At 45.3% G+C, this 23,720-nt stretch carries 19 protein-coding genes; 6 read left to right on the top strand and 13 right to left on the bottom strand.

Annotated elements, in window-relative coordinates:
- Window positions 1-4 precede the first annotated feature (4 nt).
- The 7 genes from cydD to ACTRWF_RS06295 all read right to left on the bottom strand — a co-directional run bounded on the left by cydD (window position 5) and on the right by ACTRWF_RS06295 (window position 7,549).
- On the bottom strand, window positions 5-1,696 hold the full coding sequence (cydD, locus tag ACTRWF_RS06265; protein WP_020742599.1) for a thiol reductant ABC exporter subunit CydD: 1,692 nt from the start codon (window positions 1,694-1,696) through the stop codon (window positions 5-7).
- A 2-nt stretch (window positions 1,697-1,698) separates the two neighbouring features.
- Window positions 1,699-2,700: a cytochrome d ubiquinol oxidase subunit II gene (gene cydB, locus ACTRWF_RS06270; RefSeq protein WP_012516614.1), complete on the bottom strand. Its 1,002-nt coding sequence runs from the start codon at window positions 2,698-2,700 to the stop codon at window positions 1,699-1,701.
- 2 nt (window positions 2,701-2,702) lie between these two features.
- Window positions 2,703-4,100 carry a cytochrome ubiquinol oxidase subunit I gene (locus ACTRWF_RS06275; protein ID WP_012516615.1) on the bottom strand — a complete coding sequence of 466 codons (1,398 nt, stop codon included), beginning with the start codon at window positions 4,098-4,100 and terminating at the stop codon, window positions 2,703-2,705.
- Window positions 4,101-4,254: 154 nt separating this feature from the next.
- Window positions 4,255-5,520 carry an alginate export family protein gene (locus ACTRWF_RS06280; RefSeq protein WP_462835245.1) on the bottom strand — a complete coding sequence of 422 codons (1,266 nt, stop codon included), beginning with the start codon at window positions 5,518-5,520 and terminating at the stop codon, window positions 4,255-4,257.
- A 48-nt stretch (window positions 5,521-5,568) separates the two neighbouring features.
- Window positions 5,569-5,964: a rhodanese-like domain-containing protein gene (locus ACTRWF_RS06285; RefSeq protein ID WP_015065873.1), complete on the bottom strand. Its 396-nt coding sequence runs from the start codon at window positions 5,962-5,964 to the stop codon at window positions 5,569-5,571.
- An 8-nt stretch (window positions 5,965-5,972) separates the two neighbouring features.
- The gene (locus ACTRWF_RS06290; protein WP_024015442.1) at window positions 5,973-6,836 is read right to left on the bottom strand and encodes an MBL fold metallo-hydrolase; all 864 of its coding nucleotides are present in this window, start codon (window positions 6,834-6,836) and stop codon (window positions 5,973-5,975) included.
- Between the two features lie 62 nt (window positions 6,837-6,898).
- Window positions 6,899-7,549 (bottom strand): peroxiredoxin, encoded by a 651-nt coding sequence (locus ACTRWF_RS06295; RefSeq protein WP_012516618.1) that lies wholly within the window; start codon window positions 7,547-7,549, stop codon window positions 6,899-6,901.
- Between the two features lie 134 nt (window positions 7,550-7,683).
- Here ACTRWF_RS06295 and ACTRWF_RS06300 point away from each other — a divergent pair, with 134 nt between their 5' ends.
- Complete coding sequence (locus ACTRWF_RS06300; RefSeq protein WP_232362892.1) at window positions 7,684-8,130, top strand: hypothetical protein; 447 nt, start codon at window positions 7,684-7,686, stop codon at window positions 8,128-8,130.
- A 44-nt stretch (window positions 8,131-8,174) separates the two neighbouring features.
- Here ACTRWF_RS06300 and ACTRWF_RS06305 read toward each other — a convergent pair whose 3' ends face one another.
- A complete protein-coding gene (locus tag ACTRWF_RS06305; protein ID WP_232363091.1) occupies window positions 8,175-9,002 on the bottom strand; it encodes a TlpA disulfide reductase family protein in 828 nt (275 codons plus the stop codon).
- A 192-nt stretch (window positions 9,003-9,194) separates the two neighbouring features.
- A complete protein-coding gene (locus ACTRWF_RS06310; RefSeq protein WP_012516621.1) occupies window positions 9,195-9,704 on the bottom strand; it encodes a helix-turn-helix transcriptional regulator in 510 nt (169 codons plus the stop codon).
- 104 nt (window positions 9,705-9,808) lie between these two features.
- On the opposite strand from ACTRWF_RS06310, the gene ACTRWF_RS06315 reads away from it, so the two are divergent.
- The 5 genes from ACTRWF_RS06315 to ACTRWF_RS06335 all read left to right on the top strand — a co-directional run bounded on the left by ACTRWF_RS06315 (window position 9,809) and on the right by ACTRWF_RS06335 (window position 17,363).
- Window positions 9,809-10,999 carry a TolC family protein gene (locus ACTRWF_RS06315; protein WP_015065879.1) on the top strand — a complete coding sequence of 397 codons (1,191 nt, stop codon included), beginning with the start codon at window positions 9,809-9,811 and terminating at the stop codon, window positions 10,997-10,999.
- On the top strand, window positions 10,996-12,015 hold the full coding sequence (locus ACTRWF_RS06320) for an efflux RND transporter periplasmic adaptor subunit (protein ID WP_020745135.1): 1,020 nt from the start codon (window positions 10,996-10,998) through the stop codon (window positions 12,013-12,015). The genes ACTRWF_RS06315 and ACTRWF_RS06320 overlap by 4 nt, the downstream gene beginning before the upstream one ends.
- Entirely contained in the window at window positions 12,012-15,080 is a 3,069-nt protein-coding gene (locus ACTRWF_RS06325) for an efflux RND transporter permease subunit (RefSeq protein WP_462835246.1), read from the top strand. Before ACTRWF_RS06320 ends, ACTRWF_RS06325 begins: the two co-directional genes overlap by 4 nt.
- A complete protein-coding gene (locus ACTRWF_RS06330) occupies window positions 15,073-15,390 on the top strand; it encodes a DUF3240 family protein (RefSeq protein WP_462835247.1) in 318 nt (105 codons plus the stop codon). The genes ACTRWF_RS06325 and ACTRWF_RS06330 overlap by 8 nt, the downstream gene beginning before the upstream one ends.
- Before the next feature lie 203 nt (window positions 15,391-15,593).
- The gene (locus tag ACTRWF_RS06335; protein WP_462835248.1) at window positions 15,594-17,363 is read left to right on the top strand and encodes a BCCT family transporter; all 1,770 of its coding nucleotides are present in this window, start codon (window positions 15,594-15,596) and stop codon (window positions 17,361-17,363) included.
- A 74-nt stretch (window positions 17,364-17,437) separates the two neighbouring features.
- Here the strand turns inward: ACTRWF_RS06335 and ACTRWF_RS06340 are convergent, their stop codons facing one another.
- From ACTRWF_RS06340 to ACTRWF_RS06355, 4 genes are read right to left on the bottom strand one after another with little or no spacing between them, the layout of a single operon-like run.
- Complete coding sequence (locus ACTRWF_RS06340) at window positions 17,438-19,024, bottom strand: AMP-binding protein (protein ID WP_462835249.1); 1,587 nt, start codon at window positions 19,022-19,024, stop codon at window positions 17,438-17,440.
- Between the two features lie 16 nt (window positions 19,025-19,040).
- The gene (locus ACTRWF_RS06345) at window positions 19,041-19,913 is read right to left on the bottom strand and encodes an SDR family oxidoreductase (RefSeq protein ID WP_462835250.1); all 873 of its coding nucleotides are present in this window, start codon (window positions 19,911-19,913) and stop codon (window positions 19,041-19,043) included.
- On the bottom strand, window positions 19,914-21,731 hold the full coding sequence (locus ACTRWF_RS06350) for an acyclic terpene utilization AtuA family protein (RefSeq protein ID WP_462835251.1): 1,818 nt from the start codon (window positions 21,729-21,731) through the stop codon (window positions 19,914-19,916).
- Window positions 21,718-23,718: an acetyl-CoA carboxylase biotin carboxylase subunit gene (locus tag ACTRWF_RS06355; protein WP_462835252.1), complete on the bottom strand. Its 2,001-nt coding sequence runs from the start codon at window positions 23,716-23,718 to the stop codon at window positions 21,718-21,720. Before ACTRWF_RS06355 ends, ACTRWF_RS06350 begins: the two co-directional genes overlap by 14 nt.
- Window positions 23,719-23,720 lie beyond the last annotated feature (2 nt).

Here is a 23,720-nt window from a genome sequence, read left to right on the forward strand (position 1 = left end):
ACCGTTAGGCCTTATTGGTTAAGTCAAAATGATTACTGGTTTTTGCTATAAGGTCGCTGTCATGTGTTGCAACCACTACAAGGGCGCGGCTTTTAAGCTCGTCTAAAACGCCAGTAATTACGAGCCTACTTTTTAAGTCTAAGCTTGCCGTGGGCTCATCAAGTAAAATAAGTTCGGGTGGGTTTAACAGTACTCTCGCTAGCGCAATACGCTGCATTTGTCCTCCAGATAACCCTTGCCCATGCTCACCGATCACGGTGTCTAGCCCGTTATGATGTGTTAGAAGCTCATCTGACAATTCAAGTCTTTCAAGAACCCTTAACATATCTTCATCTGATGCGAAGGCGGCGGTGACGGATAAATTCTCTCGAACGGTAGCGTTTTTAATCCATGCTTTCTGAGGCAAATAGGCAATGGATTGCACTTCTTTAAGTGCTAGTTCAACACTGCCCGACATTGGGTGTAAATAACCTGCAATGGTGTTGAGAAGGGTGGTTTTACCACACCCCGATTCGCCAGAAAAAACCAGTAAACCTCGCCCGGAAAACGAAAAGTTAAGGGCAGACATTTTCTGTTTATTGCCGCTGTACCCAATAACGGTGTCTTTAAACATCAAGCGCGTTACATCACTTGAAGCTATAACGTGTCTGCCATCGCTGCAGCCTAATAGCACTTGTTGTTCTTCCAAGTGTTGCAGTGAAGACATTATATTATTGGCGGCGCCTAAAGCGCTGGCTCTGTCGTGATAGTAAGTCGATAGCGTGCGCAATGGCTTAAAAAATTCGGGTGCAAGCAGTAAAATACCAAGCCCTGAAAACAGCGTTAACGACTGTGCAGGCCCCCAATTAATTGCCCCGTAAAGTGAAAAACCAATATAAATAGCAAGGCTTGCAATGGCTACGCTGGTGAAAAACTCCAGTACCGTTGAAGAAAGAAACGCTAGCTTAAGTGTTTTCATAACAACGTTACGATAAGTGTCACCACGCTTAGCAACCTCATCAGACATATTTTTTTGCGCGCCTAAAAGCGCAATAGTTGAAAGGTTTGCGACACGGTCGAGAAAGTGCCCGGCTAAACGTTGGCGTAACAACGCATACTTTTCGTTCACATGCTCAGCGCCCATGCCAACCAAAATCATGAAAAGAGGAATGAGAGGCGCCGATACTAAGAGCAAAATGGCGCAAAGCCAATTCAAATAGGCAACAGTAACAAGAATGAGTAGAGGGGTTATCACAGCAAGCATTTGCTGAGGCCAATAGCGAGAAAAATAGCCGTCAGTAGATTCGATATCTTCAACCCATTGCGACGCTAAGGCGCCATTAGATAGGCTTTGTAGTGCAACAGGGCTGGTGGCATTCCACTGTTTAAGCAGTGTATTCCTTAAATGGTTTCTTACATTGGCACTTGCGTCTTGTGCAAGGTTAGTTTGCTTCCATGTGAATAGTGGTTTTACAACACTAACAACTAAAAGAAGCAGCCAATAGCCAGACAAATCACTAAGAGAGGATTGGTTTACAAGCGTATCATGTGCAATAAGCGCAACTAACAGCCACTGCACTATCATAAGCACTGACCCTATCGAACCAAAAAACACTGATTGATTCAAAAGGGAGCGTTGGCTGGCTACTTGCTCTTTTAAAAACTGCGCGCCTGATACAGCTTTGTTGTCAGGCGCGCTTCGGGTACTACTAGTCATGATTAATGATAACCAGCGTCGCCTACTTTTCCTCTAAATACCCAATAAGTCCAGCTGGTGTAGGCTAATACAATGGGAATAACAAATAAGAAGCCCAACAACAAGAAAAGTTGTGAATTATAAGAAGACGCGGCGTCGTAAATAGTAAAGTTTGGTGGAACAATGTAAGGCCATTTACTAACTAATAAACCAAGGTAGCTGAACAAGAATATACCCATTGTGGCAACGAAAGGCATACCATCTTGTTGCTTTTTAACCGAACGAAATACTACATAGGCACACCATAATACCAATACCGGAAGTGCCCAAATAATACTAAAACCTTCAAACCATCTGACCATTGCTGTGCTATCTACATAAGGCGTATAGAAAGACACTACACCAAATACAACAAGCAATGCGATAAGCAATTTAGGCGTAATTTTATATGCCCATTGTTGTACCGCACCGTCCGTTTTCATGATAAGCCAAGTGCTGCCAAGAAGCGCATAGCCTACAACAAGACCAAGACCTGTTAATACGGTAAACGGCGTTAACCAATCAAGGGGGCCACCTGAGTAAACAAAACCTTCAGTTTCAAAACCTTGAATGTAAGCGCCTACTACCGCACCCTGTGCAAAAGAGGCAACAAATGAACCTACAGAAAATGACCAGCTCCATAGGTATTTTGACGTTTTTGCTTTAAACCTGAATTCAAATGCAACGCCTCTGAATATGAGGCCAGCCAGCATTAAAAATACGCCAATATAAAGGGCCGGTAAAAAGACTGAGTAAACCAGAGGGAAGGCCGCAAGCAACCCTGCGCCTCCCAAAACAAGCCAAGTCTCGTTGCCATCCCACACAGGGGCGACAGAGTTCATCATTTTATCACGTGCTTGTTCGTCGGGTGCGAAGGGGTACAAAATGCCTTGGCCTAAGTCAAAGCCATCCATTAGCACGTACATCATGATCCCGAAACCAATGATGCCAGCCCAAATTAAGGTCAAATCAAATGTTGGTTCCATTTTTATAAGTCTCCATCAATAGCCACGTGGCCAGCAGAAAATGGGCGAGCTGGACGTTCTACTTCATCCATTTCATGAGAGGCGTTTGCTTTTTCTAGGCCGCCTTTGAACACCTTAAGCAAGTAGTAAATACCAGCGCTGAATACCAAAGCATATACCACTACATATCCAATTAACGAGAACAGTGCCATGCCACCGGTCAGCGAAGGCGTTAACCCTTCTGCATGAGTCATTTGGCCGTATATAAGCCAAGGTGCTCTTCCAGCCTCAGTGACAATCCAGCCTGCCAGTACCGCAAAGAACGGGCTTATGCTCATCAATCTAAGGCCTTGTAAGAAAACGGGCGATGTATAAATTTTGCCGCCTTTCCTGTATACAAGCCCCCATACGCCGAACAATACCATCAGCAATCCAAGTCCAACCATGACCCTGAACGACCAAAACACAACAAACACAGGAGGTTGTTCCTCTTTAGGTACCGCCTTTAACCCCGGCACTTCACCATCCCAGTCGTGAGTGAGTATGAAGCTGGCTAACTTAGGAATTTTCAATTCAAAATGATTGGTTTGTGCTTCTTTGTCTGGAATAGCAAAAAGCAGTAGAGGAACACCTGTACTTGTCTCCCAGTTACCTTCCATCGCCGCAACTTTTGTAGGCTGGTGTTTCATGGTGTTTAAACCGTGGAAGTCTCCAATAACCGTTTGAAGTGGAGCAAGGAACAATAAGAACCATAACGCTACAGACAGCGCTTTTTTATTCGCTTCTAGTTCACGTTTTTGCAAAATGAACCATGCACTAACGCCTGCTACAACGAGCGCGGCAGTAAGGAATGAAGCTAAGGCCATGTGCGTAAAGCGATATCCGAAAGATGCTGTGAATAGTGCATCAGCCCAAGATTTTACGTGGTAAATGCCGTCGATAAGCTCCAAGCCGTCTGGGGTTTGCAGCAGTGAGTTGGCTGACAATATCCAAAATGAAGAGATAAACGTTCCTGTTGCCACCATGATAGCGGCAAAAAGGTGTACCCCTTGCGGTACTTTTTCTCGACCAAAAAGCAGAACGCCAAGAAACGCCGCTTCTAGGAAGAAAGCCGTAATGACTTCGTAACTTAGCACAGGCCCTAAAAAGTTAGCCGTGGCATACGAGAAGTTACTCCAGTTTGTGCCAAACTGGAACGACATAACAATACCGGAAACCACGCCTATGCCGAAAACAACGGCGAAAACCTGTATCCAAAATTTTGACAAACGTTGCCAAATTGGGTTTTCAGTTTTGAAGTAAAGTGTTTCAAATCCAGCAATAGTGCTTGCCAGACCAATCGTAAACACTGGGAATATGGCGTGAAAACACACCACAAATGCGAACTGTATTCTCGACAGTACGAGAGGATCTAATTCCATAATGCTGGCCTCTTTAGAGATAAACGCAACAGGGTTTTTAATTCACCCTATTTAGGACTGATAGCGGTATTTTACGCTCTAGCTTCTTAAATGTATATTTTAAATATATATATTAGTTTATGTGTTAACTATATTTAATGTTTTGTTGGGGCTCTCAAAAAGCATAGCTAGCCTGCAGATAGGCGTAACTAGTGAGTCGTTCGCCAGTGACCACTTTTCTGTTTAGATTGGCAAGCGCTATTCCTGACTCAAATTGCACGCTTTCAGCTATTTGGCTTCGAAAACGTAGCTCAGACAGCGTACCTAGAAAGTCACCATTACCGAGTAATTCGCCGTTCAAACGGCCTGAAGCGCCACTTCGATGTATATCGAACGTACGTATCTGCATAAAAAGGTTATTGCGTTCATTCAATTGAATATCAGATGAAACGCCCATCGATGCCATATTGTTGCGCGCAAATAAACCAAAAATGCCTGTTGGCCCATATTCGAACCTTCTTGCGCCAAACAGTGTGCTGAAACCTTCAAATGACTCTGTTGACGCATCATCACCAGATGCAAAATCATAAAACACACTCACAATAGCTCGACTGAACCTTGAAGATAGCGTTATGTGGAAAAAGTTAGCGCTAATGGGTTGTGATCGATAATCTCCGCGCTGTAAAGCTACTTCGTAATTTATACCTAATTGTTGTGAAAGTTTTATGTTGGCCAGATTACCGAAGGTTTGTCTTTGTGTTCTTTTTAGTGAGTCTTGATCTTGAAGCCCATAAAATTCGACGTCACCAACAGATGTTTTTAGGCTTGCATGAATTCCATAGAAACGCACGTCTGAACTTGATGAGTCAAGTTCCCTATCATTAATGCTCTGATGAATATCTAAAGTAGGCTTTCGGGTAACAGGTAAGGTATAAAACGCTGTAATTGATAGGTTTGATAGAAAGGCATCAATTTTTACGCCGTCGAAGGTATTGAGCGTATTCCTGAATCTATTTCTGGCTATGAGGCGCCTGCTTCCGACGTCCATCGTGAACCGGCCTGCTTTTAACGCAATCGTTTCTAAATTTTCGTCGTCTACTACACCTCGCCAAGACGCAGCGAGTTGGACAGGCTCTAACGCATTAGAATCGTCTGTTCCCACTGGTGTAAACTGACCGTCTTTAAAAATCCGGCTGTCCATGAGTTCAGCCTCAAACTGAAGTGGACCATATTGGTAAGCAGCATGTGTGGATATTCTTGTTACGACTGCATCGTCAGCTGCGTTAGATGCAGACAATTGATTATTTACGTATTCGTATCTAACCCGAACATTAGTCGTTATTCTAACGCTATGTTCGGGTGTTTTATTTGCTATTACAGTGTTAGGTAAGAATATGAGAACTAAACCCAATGACAGGGTAGAAAGCTTAACTAAAGACATTTTGCTTGAACTGCTGTCTCATCAGGTATCTCAACTGTACCGTGCACATTAATGACTTAATGGCAGCTGTTTACGTTGCCATTCATCCATGCCCCCTGCCACAGAAAACACATACTTATGGCCCATATCAGTTAACGATTTAGCGGCTAACGCGGACCGGCCGCCGGTCTTACAAATTAAGTAAACACTGCGTTGCGCCAAGTCGTTAATTGCGTCCTGTTCCTCGCAATGATGGGCAAGAAGTGGGTGGCTACATATTTTTGCTTCAAGCATGCCTCTAGGGAAATTCACCGAGCCGTTAATGTGGCCGTGTTGGTATTCCTCACTTTCCCTAACATCAATCAAAATAACGTCTGGTTGGGTCAGCGCCACCATTAAATCGTCTACTGTAACTTCCTCAACCGCAGCTTTCACTTCGCTAATAAATACCTTTGGCGTTTTCATCGTTCACCTCACAGTTGATTAATAGGCACTTTGATGTAGCTAACGTTATTGCTTTCTGGTGGTGGTAACTCACCGGCTCTCACGTTAACTTGAATAGAAGGCAAAATAAGTCTGGGCATACTTAACGTCGCATCCCGCGCTTCACGCATTTTTACAAATTCATCCTTTGAAATACCGTCTTTAACGTGAATGTTGTATTCCCGCTGCTCGCCAACTGTCACCTTGCTTTCATGTGTGCGATGTTGAGTTGGGTAATCATGGCAAACGTAGATATTGGTTTCTTCAGGTAATGCCAAAATACGATGTATGGAGTCGTACAGGGTAGTTGCGCTACCACCGGGGAAATCACATCGTGCGGTACCCACGTCCGGCATAAACATAGTGTCACCCACAAATACCGACTCGTTATTAAGTAAATAGGCAATGTCTGCAGGTGTGTGCCCCGGTACATGCATAACCTCAAAGCGCATGTAACCCACTTCAAGAACCTCACCCTCTTCAAACAATCTATCGAATTGAGCACCGTTAGGTAAAAACTCTTTCTCTAAATTAAACAGCGCTTTAAATATTTTTTGTACTTCAGTAATGCGCGCGCCGATACCAATTTTGGCGTTATATTTGCGCTTGAAAAATGGTGCGGCTGATAAGTGATCAGCATGGGCATGGGTTTCCAAAACCCATTCTACTGAAAGCCCTCGTTCATCTACAAAGTCTGCAATTTTCTGTGCACTGGCGGTATGTACGCGGCCCGCGCTGTAGTCAAAATCTAATACCGGGTCGATGATTACCGCTTTTGAAGAAACTTTATCTTCAACTACATAGGTAAAGGTTTCGCTGTCATCGTCTAAGAAAGAAGTAATTTCAATATTCATGGTGATCTCCTAAATTTAGAATTAGGTGGCATGCTTTCATGCCACCAATAAAAGCGTTTCACTTACAGCGCTTTTTTACAGAAGTACCAGTCGACATAGTTGTAGCCCGCAGACTCACGACCTTCGGCATCTTCGATAGTGTGAGGAGGTGGAACAATAACTTCATCACCAACCTTCCAGTTTTCAGGGGTTGCACAGCTGTTTGCATCGCTGGTTTGTAGTGCTTCAACCAATCTTACGAATTCATTAATTGCTCGGCCATTGCTCATTGGGTAATAAACCATAGCGCGAAGAATACCTTCTGGGTCGATAATGAAAGTTGCACGAACAGCAGACGTGTCGCTTGCGCCAGGTTGAACCATACCGTAAGCCTTCGCTACTTCCATCGACAAATCAGCAATGATTGGGAAAGGAATAGTTACGCCAAACTTCTCTTTAATGTTGCGAACCCAAGCAATGTGCGAATGCGTGCTGTCGATAGAAAGGCCAAGTAGCTCAGTATTAAGTGAAGCAAACTTGTCAGCCGCATTAGCAAAACCGATGAATTCAGTAGTACATACTGGCGTGAAATCAGCAGGGTGAGAGAAAAGTACCAACCACTTGCCTTTGTAATCAGAAAGTGACTTTTGACCGTGCGTTGTCTTAGCACAAAAGTCAGGTGCAGGGCGGTTAAGTTGCGGGAAAGTTACGTTGTTTTGAATTTCTGTCGTCATGATTAAGCTCTCTTTTGTTTAAAGGTGTATTTAATTTACACATTTAATGTATAGTGAGTTATGAGGTTTTTCTAATGTATTTTTTTGAATAGCTTCATCGGATTAATCGTTTAATGAAATTAATTAGGAATGAAATGATGACAAAATTTTTAAAAGCACTTGTTGTTGGAGCGCTCTTAGCTAGCGTTTCAGGCCTCGTTGAGGCAAAAGAGACCAACTTGGTTGACGGTCTAGCGGTAGTCATTACATCAGAAAATGAACAGGCTCAGATGATGGCGATGGTGCTATCGCTTCAAACGATAAAGACACATGGGAAAGAGGCACATATTACATTATGTGGTCCTGCGGGTAATTTGGCGCTACGCAGTACTGTAACGAAGCCGATGAAGCCAATGGACGCCTCACCGTCAATGATGCTTAAAAAGTTAATCCAGTTAGGCGCAAAAGTAGAGCTTTGCCCGCTTTATCTTCCTAATAAACCGGGTTCTGACAATGCACTAATAGAAGGAATTACCGTTGCTAAACCCGTTGAGGTTGCAGAGCGCTTACTAAATAGCAATTTTAAGAACTTAACGTACTAGTATAGCGAAATGGAAGCCTTGGCTTATAGTTGCCAGGCTTCCGCTTAATCACTGCTGTTGATAGCTTTTTTTCGTAAGGGGTCTAAGTAATATTGAAGGCTTGCCTCGGACAATTCGCCCATATGGCTGTCAACCAATTTACCGCCGGCATTAAAAAATAAGGTGGTGGGAAGCCCGAAAGCGCCTAACTCTTTTGCTGTGCTGCCAGTAAAATCAAAATATGTATTTTTCAAATCAATTTTTTGTTTGCCCAAAAATTGTCGTACTTTACTCGGCGCTTCTCCCTGATTTACAAAAATATACTCTATGTTTACATCGTTTTTTTGCGCGTATTCCAACATTGGCATTTCTCGCCTACAAGGCGGGCACCACGACGCCCAAAAGTTTATAACGGTAGGCTTGTTATTGTTTAAAACTAACTCGATGGGTGTACCGTCAGCATTGTAAACGTTGATAGTTTCAATCGTTCTTTGATTGCTTAGCATTGAGTTAAAAACAAAAAAAGGGAAAACTGCAACAGCCGTAATAGCTGCCGATTTTATGTATATAGAAAACAGTTGGCTGTACTTTTTGCTTCTAAATAACATGATGCACACCCCTGCAAACCAACCTATTGATTGGTTAAAACCACCGTCTCGTATATCAATTGCTGATAGCCAGTCGTGCTGGTACACCTCCCACATGGCAATAACAAACGCGACTCTAGCGGCGAACAACCCTGTAAATAAACTATAAAATAAGGTATCAGTAGCAAACGATTTGTATGATGCCTTGCGAGTGAAAAAAGCAGTTAGCAACCATAGTGAAATAACACTTACTATAGTTAGAAGAGAGTCAACTGTTAGGGCAATTGGGCCTATTGAAATACTCATAAACATAAAAAACAACTTATTGATAATAACGTCGGAAATAGGCCTACACTGATATAGACATTGAAAATTGAGACCGGTTGTAATAATAAACTTAAATAACGGACTGGCTCAGCCTCGCTCAAACCTAGAAGTCTGCTTCTACGCCCGAACTATCGACTCATTCAACAATTGGGTTTGTCTTTATTCAAAGAGCTATGCCGCTTTATCTTCTTGTTGAAGAATATCTTCAAAAAACCAAGCGGCTAGTGCATAGCGCCCTTCAAGTTGAGACTTTGCGTAAACTGCCGATGCTTGTTGTCTAACGGTTTTCTCTTTTGTATTTCTTGCCGCTGCAATTTCTTGCGTGCTTAAGCCTTTTAACATGAATAAGGCTACCTCTTTTTCGCTCGGGGTTAAGCTCCAATCATTGAACTGATTTTCGACCTCGTGCAAGTATTGCGCTTTCACATTTCGCAGCTTGTTATTCATAGAGCTCAATCGTGCAGTGGCGGTATTGAGCTCGGCGAGTAACAGCTTTGTTTTTCGGGTGCGTTTACGCATATCAAAGATAAGATAGACAGCCATCAAACCCGCAAGTAACACAATCATCGATTCTTCGATAATGTGTGAAGTAGGCACATTCAGTGACAAATCGACCATGACATCTCTGAAGTTTAAAAACATGATGAGCAATAAAAGGCTAGTAATTACTTTATCTTTCATTTTCTTTAAAAACAGTAAGTTAGGGCTTTATGGGACATATGTCTAATGACGATGAGACATATAAAGGAGAATACTAGAGGTATTAGTTTCTCTGGCGTCTGCTTATGAATACCCGTTATCTGTTCATCCTTTTAAGTTTTCTCGTGTCGAGCTTATTTTCAATCAGCAGCGTGGCGGCTGAAACGTTAAGTGCTATCACCAACAATACTACACAGCGCTTAAAGCAAATCTATAACGTTAACCCCGAAAAATTGCAGGATAACGTTAAAAGTATCAATCGTTGGTTACAAGGGCCAGCCTCTTTGCAGCTTATTGCACTGCCAAGCAATACACAAGGCGGTACAGATGAATATGAGGTAGGGGTGTTTTTTCCCTTTCGGTCACCTGCGGGCAGAGAGCTAGACGCTCAGCAGTTGTCTATTACCAACGCGCTGGATAACCTTCAGGAAACGCGGTTCAGGCTAATGACAAGCGGTTTAATAAGAGAGGCACTGTGGCAGCGTCTCTTTGCAAAAGCCGAAGTAGATGGGCTTTTAAGCAAGCAAGAGTGGATTGCGTCGTTAGACGGTGTAATAGCAAGCTTAGCAAAAACTGGCGAGCTCGACCGTATCGCCTCATTGAGGTGGCAGCAGGAAAAACTTTCACAGCAATTGGCGTTGAAAAAAGCGCAAATGGCGTTAGAGAAGGCGCAGAAACAATACAAACAAGTCACGGGTACTGATGTATTACCAGAGCAAGTGACCGAAGCCCTAGCTGGTGATCTTGAGAACAAACTGCAAACACACCCTGAATTAAGGCTACTTACCCTGAGCCAATCTCAGATTGATATGAACTTGGCGCAGTCTGATCAATCACTTTCTCCTTGGGTGCTAGGCGTTATAGCAAGGCAGCTTAGGGGACCAGCGGGCAATGAGAATCTGCTTGGTGTCAGTATTAATATTCCGCTGCCAATGGGCGAGGGCAACTCTGCAAACAATTATGCCTCATGGAAAGCAACACGCGACGAACTTACCGAAGCATTGGCAGAAACGTACACACGCCTACAAACGCAGCTCAACGACGCATTGCAACAGGTTAACTATCTTACTGAAGCTACAAACAATTTAGAGGAGCAGGTTGAATTGGGTGTAGAGATCGCCGACCTGTACCAACAGCAGGGTAGCGTGTTGCCCAAAACATTTTGGCTAGAGCAACTTATCGCCCAGCAGGAGCTTAAGCTAACGCTGTCTCTCAATCGTCTACGTCGCGCTGAAGCAATATCAAAAGTTAATCAAATCGCAGGAGTTACGCTTTGAAATTATTCACCTTTGTTTTCACAAGTTTGTTTCTGCTGTCAGCTATTGCTCAGACCGAAGTCCCAATCGACAGCCTTGGAAAGTTAAATTTAACCTACGTCAACGCAGCGCCGTCACAAAGCGTGCAAAAGGCGGTATCGACGGGTATTGTAGCGCCTTTTCCGGGCTCCCAATTACACCTTATGGCGCCAATGACGCCGCAGCAGGTGCAATATCTTGTAGCCGATGGCTCAGCCGTAAGCAAAGGGCAGAAGTTAGCTATGCTAAAAGGCAGTGAAGTACATCATTTTACTGAAAATTTAAAAGCAAAAACTGCGTTGCTTCATATCAGCCAAAAACGGTTTAATGCGAACAAGCCCTTATTTGAAGCGAACGCCATATCACAGTCTACCTGGTTTTCTATCGCACAAGCTTATTACGACGCAAAACTTGCCTGGGGGCACTTAGACCATTTTGCTGAAATGTTTGAGTCAGACGAAGATGACGATATCGGATATTTGGTTGCCCCAGAGGCAGGCTTTTTTTTATATGCAAACGGTGAGAAAGACGCGGAAGCAACGCGACTAGGCAGCATAATCAGCAATAGTTCACTCAGAATTAAGACTATGGTAAGCGCTGATGAGGCAAGCCTAATATCAGCAATAGAAACCGCGAACTGCCAGGTTCAAGTTGCGCGTACAGACGCAATAGTTAACGAGTATCTTACTTCAGTGTGGTCTGAGCCACTGCCTGAAAGCTGCAACCTGAAATTAGGCCAGCGGGCCCAAGTCAGCGGTCACTTTCAGCTTAAAGCTTTGAAAATTCCCGCACAAAGCGTGTTTTACCTGAACGGCCAATCGTCGGTATTCGTGCGCTCTGATAACGTGCTTAACGTTGTACCCGTGGAGGTAGTTGGGCAAAGTGGATCAGACGCTCTCTTAATCAAAGCAACGCCACAGCTTAATAACCAGCCTGTGCTTTCCTCATCGGTAAGTGCAGTGCAAGGTGTGCTTATTGGATTGGGAGAGATGGAGTGATAGCCCGGATTATACAATTTTCGCTTGTACAGAGGTTGTTTGTACTTGGCGCTTTCATTGGGCTGACTGCTTTTGGAATTAACGCCTGGTTGAATCTGCCTGTCGATGCATTTCCTGATATTTCGCCAACACAAGTTAAGGTCATCATGAAAGCAAATGGCATGACCGCAGAAGAAGTAGAAGCGCAAATAACCCAGCCCATAGAAACCGAGTTGTTAGGTATTCAACATCAGACCATTTTGCGTTCAACCACGAAATACGCCATTACATCCATAACGCTAGATTTTGAACAAGGCACAGATATATATTGGGCCAGGCAGCAAGTAAGCGCACGCTTAGCGAGCGTGGCCGATTTGCTGCCAGCCATTGCCGAAGGCGGGCTCGCGCCTATGAGTACCCCTTTGTCTGAAATGTTTATGTTCACCATTGAAAACCCAAGTCTTTCACTGCAAGAACGCAAGCATATTCTCGATTGGCAAATACGCCCTGTGCTTCGTACCGTAGCCGGCGTTGCCGATGTGAACGTATTAGGCGGGTTTACTCGAACATTTCAGTTTGCGCCCGATTTATCGCGCTTAGTTGCCTATGGGTTTAGTTTAAATCAACTCGAAACAGCTCTGGCCGAAGCTAATATGAATGGAAGCGTTGGGCGAGTGCGAGCAGGCGCCGACTCACTTGTGATCAGAACGCAAAGCCGCGCCACAAGCCTTGAAGAGCTCGCGGAGTTAGTAGTAGGCAACGTAGGCGGGCAGCCGGTAAGACTGTCTGATCTCGGTACACTCTCCCTTGGCAGCCTTACGCGCTATGGCGGGGTGACCCGAAACGGAGAAGAGACTACTCAAGCGTTAATCGTAGCGCTAAAAGACAGTAACACAGCCAGTGTTGTTGAAGGGGTGATGGAAAAGCTAAAGGCGCTGAAAGCTACGCTGCCAGAGGGGACCGAGCTTAACGTTTTTTACAACCGTAAAACGTTGATCGATACCGCTGTTGGCACCCTTACCAATGCGCTCACACAAGCTGTACTTATCGTTATTGTTGTATTGGCTGTGTTTCTTGGTAATGTGCGTGCGTCTTTCGTGGTTGCGCTGGTTATTCCTATTGTTGTGCTGCTTACGTTTCTTGCTATGAGTATGACGGGCATTACAGCAAACTTGATGAGCCTTGGCGGGTTGGTCATTGCAATTGGTATGCTGGTAGATGCGTCGGTGGTTGTGGTTGAAAATACCCTATCGCAGCTTGGCGCGAATAAACCGTTACCTCGCCTTCATTTGGTATATCGTGCTACCCGCGAGGTGGCGGTACCAGTAATTGCAGGCACCGTTATTGTTATCGTGGTTTTCATGCCCCTTCTAACGTTAACCGGGCTGGAAGGTAAACTGTTTTCACCGGTAGCTACCACCATTGTTTACGCCATGATTGCCTCACTGGTCACTGCATTTAGCCTTATTCCGGTGGTTGCTTCGTTTTTACTTTCGTCCAAAGACGGAGGTGTGCCGGAATATTTGCAATCTCTTCAGTTAGCCTATCGACGCTCTTTAACGTTCGTCCTCAATCACGCTAAATTAACAGGCATAGTGGCACTTAGTTTACTGGTTTTAAGCGGTCTTCTGTTCTCGATAACGGGCAAAACCTTCATGCCGGTTATGGATGAAGGCGATATTATTGTGCAATTTGAAAAGTCGCCAACCATATCACTCTCATCATCACTTGAAATAGACAAACAAATAGAGCGCATGCTGTTAGCGTCGTTTCCAGAGATAGAGCAAGTTGTAGCGCGAACAGGCTCAGACGAATTGGGGCTAGATCCCATGAGCTTAAATGAAACCGACGTTTTTATGCAGCTTGCACCCTCAAATACCTGGCGCTTTAGCAATAAGCAAGCGTTGGAAGCGGCCATACGAGAATCGCTTCAGGCATACCCGGGTATAAACGTTGGCTTTACGCAGCCTATACAAATGCGCGTGTCTGAAATGCTTACCGGCACAACGGGTATGGTGGCCATCAAAATTTTTGGCGCTGACATGCAAACACTGTCGGATATTGCAAATAACGTGGCTAACGTTGTTCGAAAGCAAGAGGGCGCAGTAGACACGAATGCCACGCTCATCGAAGGCGGTGACTTTCTTAGCATTATTCCCAAACCAGGTGTGGCCATGGCGTTTGGAATGACTAACGCGGCACTCTCACGCTATCTAAAAATGCAGGTTACCGGCATTCAGGTGGGAGAAGTAATAAAAGGCAGAGTGCGCACGCCAATCTACTTTGGCGAGTTAGAGCAGGGGCAGGCCGCTATTCTATCACCAGATGTACTTAACAGCATGATGGTACTTATGCCCTCGGGCCAAGAGCTAATGCTCTCTGATATAGCAAACATTACCCGGACACAGGGCCCAGCAGTTATCGAGCGAGAAAAGGCTATGCGCTTTGCTGTTGTAACTACAAACGTTGAAGGCCGAGATTTAGTGGGGTTTGTTGAGGCTACGCAAAAGGCTGTTCGTTCTGGCGTGTCTTTACCATCAGGCTATGCCATAGAGTACGGCGGCGAATTTGAAAACCAAATACGCGCAACGAATAACCTGCTTACAGTAATACCTTTAGTAATCGCTGTAATTGTACTGATATTGTTTACTATTTTTGGTTCGCTGAAACTGGCTGCACTGGTTATGGCTAACGTGCCTTTTGCAGTAATGGGCGGCGTTTATGCACTGTTTATTACCGGCGAATACATCTCAGTTCCGGCTTCAGTGGGCTTTATAGCGCTACTCGGTGTGGCAGTGCTAAACGGCGTGGTAATGGTGTCGCATTACGAATCATTGAAAAGGCAGTCGTTATTGCTATCTGAGCGCGTAGCAAACGGGGCAGTATCGCGTTTACGCCCTATTTTAATGACGGCAACCACGGCAATGTTTGGCTTATTACCTTTGGCGTTTGCATCAGGGCCTGGTGCAGAAATTCAAAAGCCGCTGGCGATAGTCGTAATCGGCGGGTTAATTTCATCCACGCTCATCACATTATATCTTCTACCTATTGGCTATCACTATTTGGAGCGCCGTCAAAATGGATAAATCCCAGCTACTAACGTTGTTTATCGACAAAGAAATGGAAGCTGATGTGGTAGATTGCCTTATTCAGTTTGATAGTGTGAGCGGTTTTACTGTATCCCCTTGTTTTGGTTTTAGCCGCGAGAGCGCCCATCTTAACAAGGCCGAGCAAGTCGCCGGAGGTCGGCACATGCTGAAGGTAGAGGTAATCCATAACAGTGAATACGCGCAGTGGATGTTGCAAGCGCTAAAGGCACTTAACGGCCGAAATGCCATACGCTATACCATAACGCCAGTATTTGATGAGGGCCACATAGTTCAAAAAACGCTGTAAGCCAGCATGTGTACTAAGAAAGATAGGCCGCTAATGCGGCCTGCTTACAACATTGCAGCGACTAAGCGCGCCTAAACTGCATGCGCATAAAAGCAACCATCGCCACACATACAACACTATTCTGATAAACTATTTTAAAAGATCGCCCGTTTAAAGCTTCATTGCACAATGGCATCGATAAAAAGCAAAATAAAGGATCGTGTATGAGCAGTAATACCCGAGATGCGGCCTCGCCGAAGGTCTCCACTGAACAGGAAAGCGCGTTTAGCGTAATAGACAAGCCAACCTTTTTTGGCTCTCTTATTCTTCTTCTTTCTGTCACCCTTCCTCTTATCATTTGGCCCGACCAAGGCGCACAGTGGGTAGCCACAGCCAAAGAATTTGTTACCAGCAAGCTGGGCGTTTTATACCTATTACTTGGTGTAGGCGCAGGTGGCTTCATGGTGTACATCATGTTTAGCGACATTGGCCAAATAAAACTGGGCGAGCCTGAAGAAAAGCCCGAGTTCTCGCCCGTGTCATGGGCTGCCATGTTGTTTTGCGCAGGCATTGGGGCGTCTATTTTGTACTGGTCTATGATTGAGTGGGTGTACTACTATCAAGCCCCTCCGTTTCACATAGAAGGCGAAACCCCCGAAGCTGCAAAATGGGCCGCGGCCTACGGTATATTCCACTGGGGCCCGCTAGCTTGGGCTATTTACCTTATTCCTGCGGTACCTATTGCCTACTTCTACTACGTACGCAACCACAGCGTACTTAAAATATCTGAAGCCTTAATGCCGGTAATAGGCGAGAAAATGGCCCACGGTTGGCTGGGTAAAATTATCGATATCAGCTTTATTTTCGGCATGCTAGGCGGCGGGGCGACAACGCTTGGTTTAGCTGCACCTATGATAAACGAAGGGGTACACGAACTCTTCGGGGTACCTAAATCGCTGACTACGCAGGTAGTGGTGCTAATTACCTGTACCGCTATATTTGGTTACAGCGCCTATGTTGGCCTTAAAAAAGGCATTAAGCTGCTGTCAGACATTAACTTTTGGCTGGCCGTTGGGTTACTGTTGTTCATCTTTATTGTTGGTCCAACCTTATTTATGGCCAACACAGGTCTAGACGCCCTAGGCCGAGTAATGAGCAATATTATAAAAATGGCTACATGGCTAGAGCCTTTCGCCGAATTCAACGGCTTTGAAAACACTCACTTCCCACAAGATTGGACCATATTCTACTGGGCATGGTGGCTGGTATTTGCACCAAGCGTAGGGCTTTTCATTGCGCGTATTTCAAGGGGCCGTACTATTCGTACCATGGTGGCAGGCTCTATGTTTTTCGGCACCATGGGCTGCTTCTTATTCTTCATGGTAATGGGCAATTATGGCCTGTACCTACAGCTTTCAGGTGAACTAGACGTAGTCACCATACTTAACCAACAAAGCCCAACGGCGGCCATTTTTGCCATGCTGCATACGCTGCCTATGGACTACCTAGTTATCTTTGTATTCACCTTATTGGCGTTAATATTTACCGCCACTACCTTCGATTCTATTTCTTACATTCTAGCTGCTGTAGTGCAAAAAGAAGTAGACGAAGAGCCGCTGCGCTGGAACCGCTTATTCTGGGCCTTTGCGCTATCATTCATGCCCATAGTGCTTATGTTTGTGGGCGGGCTAGAAACACTACAAACCGCATCAATAATAGGGGGCGTACCGCTATTAGCTGTTGCCTTTATGTTGTGTATTGCCATTGTGCGGGCCGCAAACTACGACATGCGTTACCAGCCCGACTACTCGGTAAAAGAAATCAATATTGGTGAGTTCCCAGACGACGACCCATGGAGCGCAGAAGGCACGTGGGATATTGACGATGAAGGTGAGGAAGCCGAAGAAGAGGTACCTATAGCGGCAAAACCTAAACCTCGGGAACCAAAAGATCACATTGAAGGCGACCCGCACAGCAGGCCGTCGCGGTTGTAATTAACTAAGCAGCACTCGCGAATACCTTGTGTTACGCGTTTAAGGGGGCTTAAAAGCCCCCTTAAACTAGCTTGTTAGTGCATGAAATAATCTTTATAGCGATCACGAAGCTCTACTTTGCGAATTTTTCCTGTACTGGTCATGGGCAGTGTATCGCATAAAAACACCTGCTTAGGTACTTCAAACTTACCAAGTCTTTCTTTACAGAAGGCGTTTATAACCGGTAGCGACGCTTCTGTTAATTGGCTTCCCACTACACAAACGCAAACGGCTTCTCCCCAATAAGGGTGGGCCACACCTATCGCGGCTGCGGCCTCTACCTCATCAATTAAACAAAGCGTTTGCTCTATTTTTTGCGAAGACACGTTTTCCCCGCCAGATTTAATAGTGTCTTTTACTCGGTCAATGAACATAAGTTGACCTTTACTATCAATAAATCCCAAGTCACCTGTATGGTGCCAGCCGAATTTGTAGGCGGCTCTACTGGCTTCGGTATTTCCATAATAGCCATTCATGACTTGAGGACCGCGCCAAACGATTTCACCTGTTTCACCTTGTGGCACTTCATTACCATTTTCGTCTATTACGGCTTGTTCATTAAAGCACAAGGGCACCCCCCAATAGTTGCCCTCGTCAAACTCTGTTTCACATCTGTCTTTAAATAAGGTGGACACAGGGCTAAATTCTGTCTGACCGCTGCCCAAGTGAACTTTGCATCCAAATGCTTCCCGAATTTGCTGTCGATTTTGTTCACTCATCGGCGCCATGCCATATATTGCTAATTTGAAGTGCTTAAGGTCGCGCTGGTTAAATCCTTCTGTAGCCATCAGCGCATTCCACATCATAGGCAATAATACAGAGGTCTCTATTTTCTCATGCTCTAGGCTGTTTGCTATTTGTATGGGTTCGAATGAAGCGTGTAGCGTACAGCAACCACTCCTTAAAAAAGTGGGGTATAAAATCGATAGCGCTGTGCAATGAAATAAAGGTAGTACCAGCAGCATTTTGCACTGGGAACTCAGCTCTAATTCTATAGAGGTAGTAAGTGCAGCAATGGTTAACGACAAGTGAGAAGTCTCTACTGCTTTTGGTTTAGACGTTGTACCTGAGGTATAGATCATGTGCGCAGTGTCTCTATCGCTAATGATCCTGTCTTCTATTTCTGTTTCGGAACTATTTTTAATAAATGTCTCTAGGGCGAACGTAGCTTTACCTTCGTGTTGCCCTATCTGAATAGTGAAGCTTAATTTATTGTTATTTGCTGCCGCTGCCAGCGCGAGGTCAGACAGCAGTGGATCGAAAACTACTACTTTTGCACCACTGTGTTCAATGTTGAAGGTTACATCAGACACGCTTTGCATAAAGTTTATCGGCACAACAATTACGCCAAGTTTATAGCAAGCAAAATAAATAGTGACGACGTCGATTTGATTCATTGCTAATACTGCTAACCTATCGCCTTGCTGAATGCCGTTCTGCATAAGAGCATTGGCAAGCTTGTTAACTTTTGTATTAAGCTCGCGGTACGTTACTGAGCGACGTTCATTGTTGTAAAAATCTACCAGCGCCGGCAAGTTACCACTGTCTCTTGCACGTCTTCGCAGCAAGTCGCCTATTGCAACACGTTCTACTAAGTTTTTTTCTAATTGTTGTGTGTTCATGCTTGTGTCCTTGTCGTTAACGCAAAACGTCTGGCGTGGTGCTTAAGTGAAAACCATCCCATGTTTTACTCGCCGGTTGGCGAGGATGTTTAAGTGGGTACAAAGCTGGCGCCGAACCCATGCTGGCGCCCCCATCTACAAATAAGGTTTGGCCCGAAACAAAGTTGGCACCTTTACTTAATAGAAAGCAGACGGTGGCGGCAATTTCAGCTTCGCTAGCAATGCGCCCAAGCGGTACCGCATGCTTTAAGCCGCGAATGGCATGCTTCATTTCTTCGGGGTATGAGTCTAATCCTGACGATGCGACCCACCCAGGTGCTACGGCATTTACTCTTACTCCAAACGGTCCCCATTCCCAGGCGGCCGTTTTAGTTAGGTTTTCTACGCCAGCACGCGCCGCACCTGAATGCCCCATGCCCGGCATGCCGTTTTTGTTATCTGCCGTAACATTTACAATATTGCCGCCATAGGTTTTAAAGTGTTCATTAAAGAGGGTTTTGGCCATTAGAAAGCCACCAACTAGATTGGTTTGAACAACTCGCTCGAACCCGTTTTGAGAAATACTCGATAACGGAGCTCGAAACTGTCCTCCCGCCATATTTACAAGCCCGTGAATCCGCTTATGAGTTTGAAGCTGTGTATTTACGGTACGTGCAACGTCATCTTCACAGCGAATATCCAATGAAAAATAGTCTGCTTTTTTTCCATCCCTTTCTATCTCACGTGCTGTGACGGCTAATTTACTTTCTGTTCTTCCTATTAACACTACTTCAGCACCTAACGATGCGAGTTCATGCGCGGTGCAGCGACCTATACCGCTACCGCCTCCAGTTATGACAATGGTTTGACCCAAAAAACTGTTTGCCGCTAACGTTGATTTATACGACATTTATTCACCTTTACTTTTAGTGAAGGGCAAAAGTGAAATGGGCACGCTGATGGGCATAGTTAGTAGCGTTTGCGCGGCAGATTTACCCTGGCTATCCGTACGTAATGACGCCGTACCGCCGCCCCCTAAAGCTTGAGTCAGTAGGAAATTAAAACCACCAATGCCGGGTAGTTCATAGCGTGTAACTTTGCCTTTTACCGAATAAGCGAAGAAGGCTTTCACAGTTTCAGCGGTCAGGGTGTGATAGAGAAAGGGAAGCAGTTCTGGGTGTCGCGCCACCACGCCAATATTCAAGTTGTCACCTTTATCGCCGCTACGGGCGCACACCAGTTCAACAAGTGGAAGGGTAACGACACCGTCATTGCCTTCAGGTGCTGAAAGCCTTGTTTCTGCGTAGCGTGTTCCTACAGAAAGTTGAATATTTGTATCGGTTTCGTACGTGCCTTGGTTTATTACTTCTTGGTTTTTTTGAATCGTTACCGCTACATCGTCTTTGCTGACTAGAAATGAGTGCACCCGAATAAGTGGCTGTGGCTTAGGACGTCCTGCACCAAAGCCAGCCATACCCGGCGCGGCAGATGTCGCCAAATAAGCCATTTCACTTGCGCAAAAGTAAAGGGCTTTAATATTACTGTGGTGAAGGGTAAATTTAGCAATTACCTCTCGCGAGTGTTCATTTGAAGCATGCGGACCAAAAGTCGCCTCACTTCCCAGTATTTCAATACAGGTATTTGCAAATGGGGCTAAGCCTTTTTGCTGCAAAGCGCGCTCTGTACGTGCTATTAACGCTTGAATATTTGTCAGCGCTTTTTGTTTTGCTTGAAAACCCGCGATAAAAAAAGTGCCGCTAAGTTTGTAACCATCAATATAGGTTGCACACACTTTGTAATGGTAGCCTGGCGAAGAGCCACGCGCACCCGTTACTCTCACAGCATTATCTTGCTCTTGCTGTAAGGTAACGCCAGTAAAATCGCAGCATACATCAGGTAATCGATAGTTAGCGGGGTCACCTATTTCATAAAGTAGCTGCTCTGCCACGGAATGTGTGGTAACTAAACCGCCAGTTTGCGGTGGAATGACTATCGTGAATTCCCCGTTTGGTTCTACTTCGGCTATGGGGTAGCTCATATCTGAAAAATCGGGAACCAGCTCCCAGTCGGTAAAGTTACCGCCCGTGCACTGCGCGCCACATTCAAGTAGATGCCCTGCTAACGCGCCTTGCGCTAGTGTATTGTAATCATCTTTGGACCATGAAAATTCGTGAATTAACGGTCCCAGCACAAGTGCGCTGTCTACCACTCTACCCGTAACGACAATATCAGCCCCCGCATCGAGTGCATCGGCAATGGGTTGTGCACCAAGATACGCGTTCATTGAAGCAAGCGTATCCGGCAAGCTATTCCCAGAATCTATATCATCAGTGTTACTGTTCGCCAGTACGGTGTCGCGCATGTCGCTAAGTAAGTTGTCACCGGAAACACCTGCTATGTTTAAATTCAGATTAAGGCTTTTGCATAATGCGTTTAGTGCTTCAATACAGGCGGGTACATTTACACCTCCTGCGTTTGCTATTATTTTAATCTTTTTTGTGGCGCAGTCTTGCAGCACGTCCTTCATGGCTACGGTGACAAAGTCAACGGCGTAGCCTAGGTTTTCGTTCTTAGTCTTTGCCTGGGATAAAATGGCCATGGTCACTTCGGCCAGGTAGTCAAAAACAAGGTAATCGATGTCGCCCTTTTCAACTAGCTGCCTGGCTGAAAGCTGGCTATCGCCATAAAAAGCCGACGCCCCTCCAATACGTACATTACTTTTGTTCATGGGTAACCTCATCGGCTTGCAATATAGTGGCGATAACTTGTTTTGATTTAACCTGGTCGCCTGTTTCAATAGCGTTAAGCTGGACAATGCCGTTCATTGTTGCTTTTAGCGGGTGCTCCATTTTCATTGCTTCCATAATAGCCACGGTGTCGCCTGCGCTCACCGCGTCGCCTTGTTCTACTAGTAACGCAACAATAACGCCGTCCATCACGGCATTGACTTGCGCCGTTCCCTGCTTAGTTTGATTTACCGCTTTGCTATGGGTGACACAGGTAAACGCAAAGTGTCCCAAACCATCGTCAATAAATAGAATGTCGTCTGTTTTCGCGAAGCACACTCGGCTTCGCTGGTGGTCGCTTTCTACTTCTAGGCTTGTGGCTGAGTGACTGACCAGCGTTAGTGTCGCCTCAGCCTCTGTTTTTGGATGGCAAATGCGAAAGTGCTTACCTTCATCGGTAACTGTTAACGAGGTGGTCACGTCGTTGCAGTAAAGGTCTATAGGGTAGGCCACGCCCGTACTGTGTTGCCACGTTGGAGTGGGGGGACTGAGTACATCATGGTTACTAGTTCGTGGTAGCGTAAATAGTAAAGCTGCCTTAGCTAGCAGCGAGAAAGATGGCGTAAGGCTACCTTGCACGGCTTCGTCTTGAGCATATTGCTCAATGAAAGCGGTGGTTACATCTGAGCCTGCAAACGCTTCACTTTGCACAATGTTTTGTAGAAAGTGCTTGTTCGTATTTATCCCTATAATCTGTGTTTTGCTAAGGGCTCGTGCCATTTTTCGTATTGCGCTAGTGCGGTCATCGGCGTGCACGATTATTTTGGCTAGCATTGGATCGTAGTGACTACTCACTTCCATATTCTTGTAAACGCAGTGGTCAGTTCTGGCATCTGACGCTGGCTGCCATACTTTTACCTTACCGGTTTGCGGCATAAAATGCTGTCGAGGCTCTTCAGCATATAAGCGTACTTCAATAGCGTGACCGCTAATTTGAATGTGTTGTTGCGTTAACGGCAGAGGTTCTTTGCATGCAACGCGCAGCTGCCACTCAACTAAATCCAGACCGGTTACTAATTCGGTTACAGGGTGTTCTACTTGTAGACGAGTGTTCATTTCTAAAAAGTAAAATTGTCTGTCGCTATCTACCAGAAACTCTACTGTGCCTGCACCGCAATATTGGCATGCTTTTGCAGCAGCTACAGCCGCTTCCCCCATGCGTTTGCGCAGTGCATCAGTTACAAAAGGAGAGGGGGCTTCTTCGATAACCTTTTGATGCCGGCGCTGCACAGAACAGTCTCGTTCGCCCAAATAAACTGTGTTGCCGTTATGGTCTGCAAAAATTTGAATTTCGATATGCCTTGGCGCAATCAAGGCTCGCTCTAAAATAAGCTCGTCGTTGCCAAACGCGTTTAGGGCTTCAGAGCGTGCCGTTGAAATTTGGGCGGCTAACTCATCTGCTTCATGCACTAAACGCATGCCTTTACCGCCACCACCCGCGCTAGCTTTAACCATAAGTGGAAAGCCAATGGCTTTGGCTTTTTCTATTAACGTAGTGTCGGTTTGGTCGCTGCCCTCATAGCCGGGTATACAAGGTACATTGGCGTTCAACATTGCAATTTTAGACAAACGCTTGCTTCCCATCAGGGTTATCGCGTCAGCGCTAGGACCTATAAAAACTAAGCCTGCCTGTGCGCATTTGTCGGCAAAATCTGCATTTTCAGATAGAAAACCATATCCTGGATGAATGGAATCCGCCTGTGTCATTAGCGCGGCTTTTATGATTTTTTCGCTATCAAGGTAAGATGAAGTGGGATCAGCAGCGCCAAGGTAAATGGCTTCATCGGCCTGCTGTACATGCAGTGCATTACGATCAGCATCGCTATAAACGGCTACTGTAAAAAAGCCTAGTTTGTGTGCGGTTTTCATAATGCGGCATGCTATCTCGCCGCGATTCGCAATAAGAATTTTCTGTATAATTTGCGTCATAA

It is taken from the genome of Alteromonas sp. G5_S2_22_S1, from assembly GCF_054968525.1.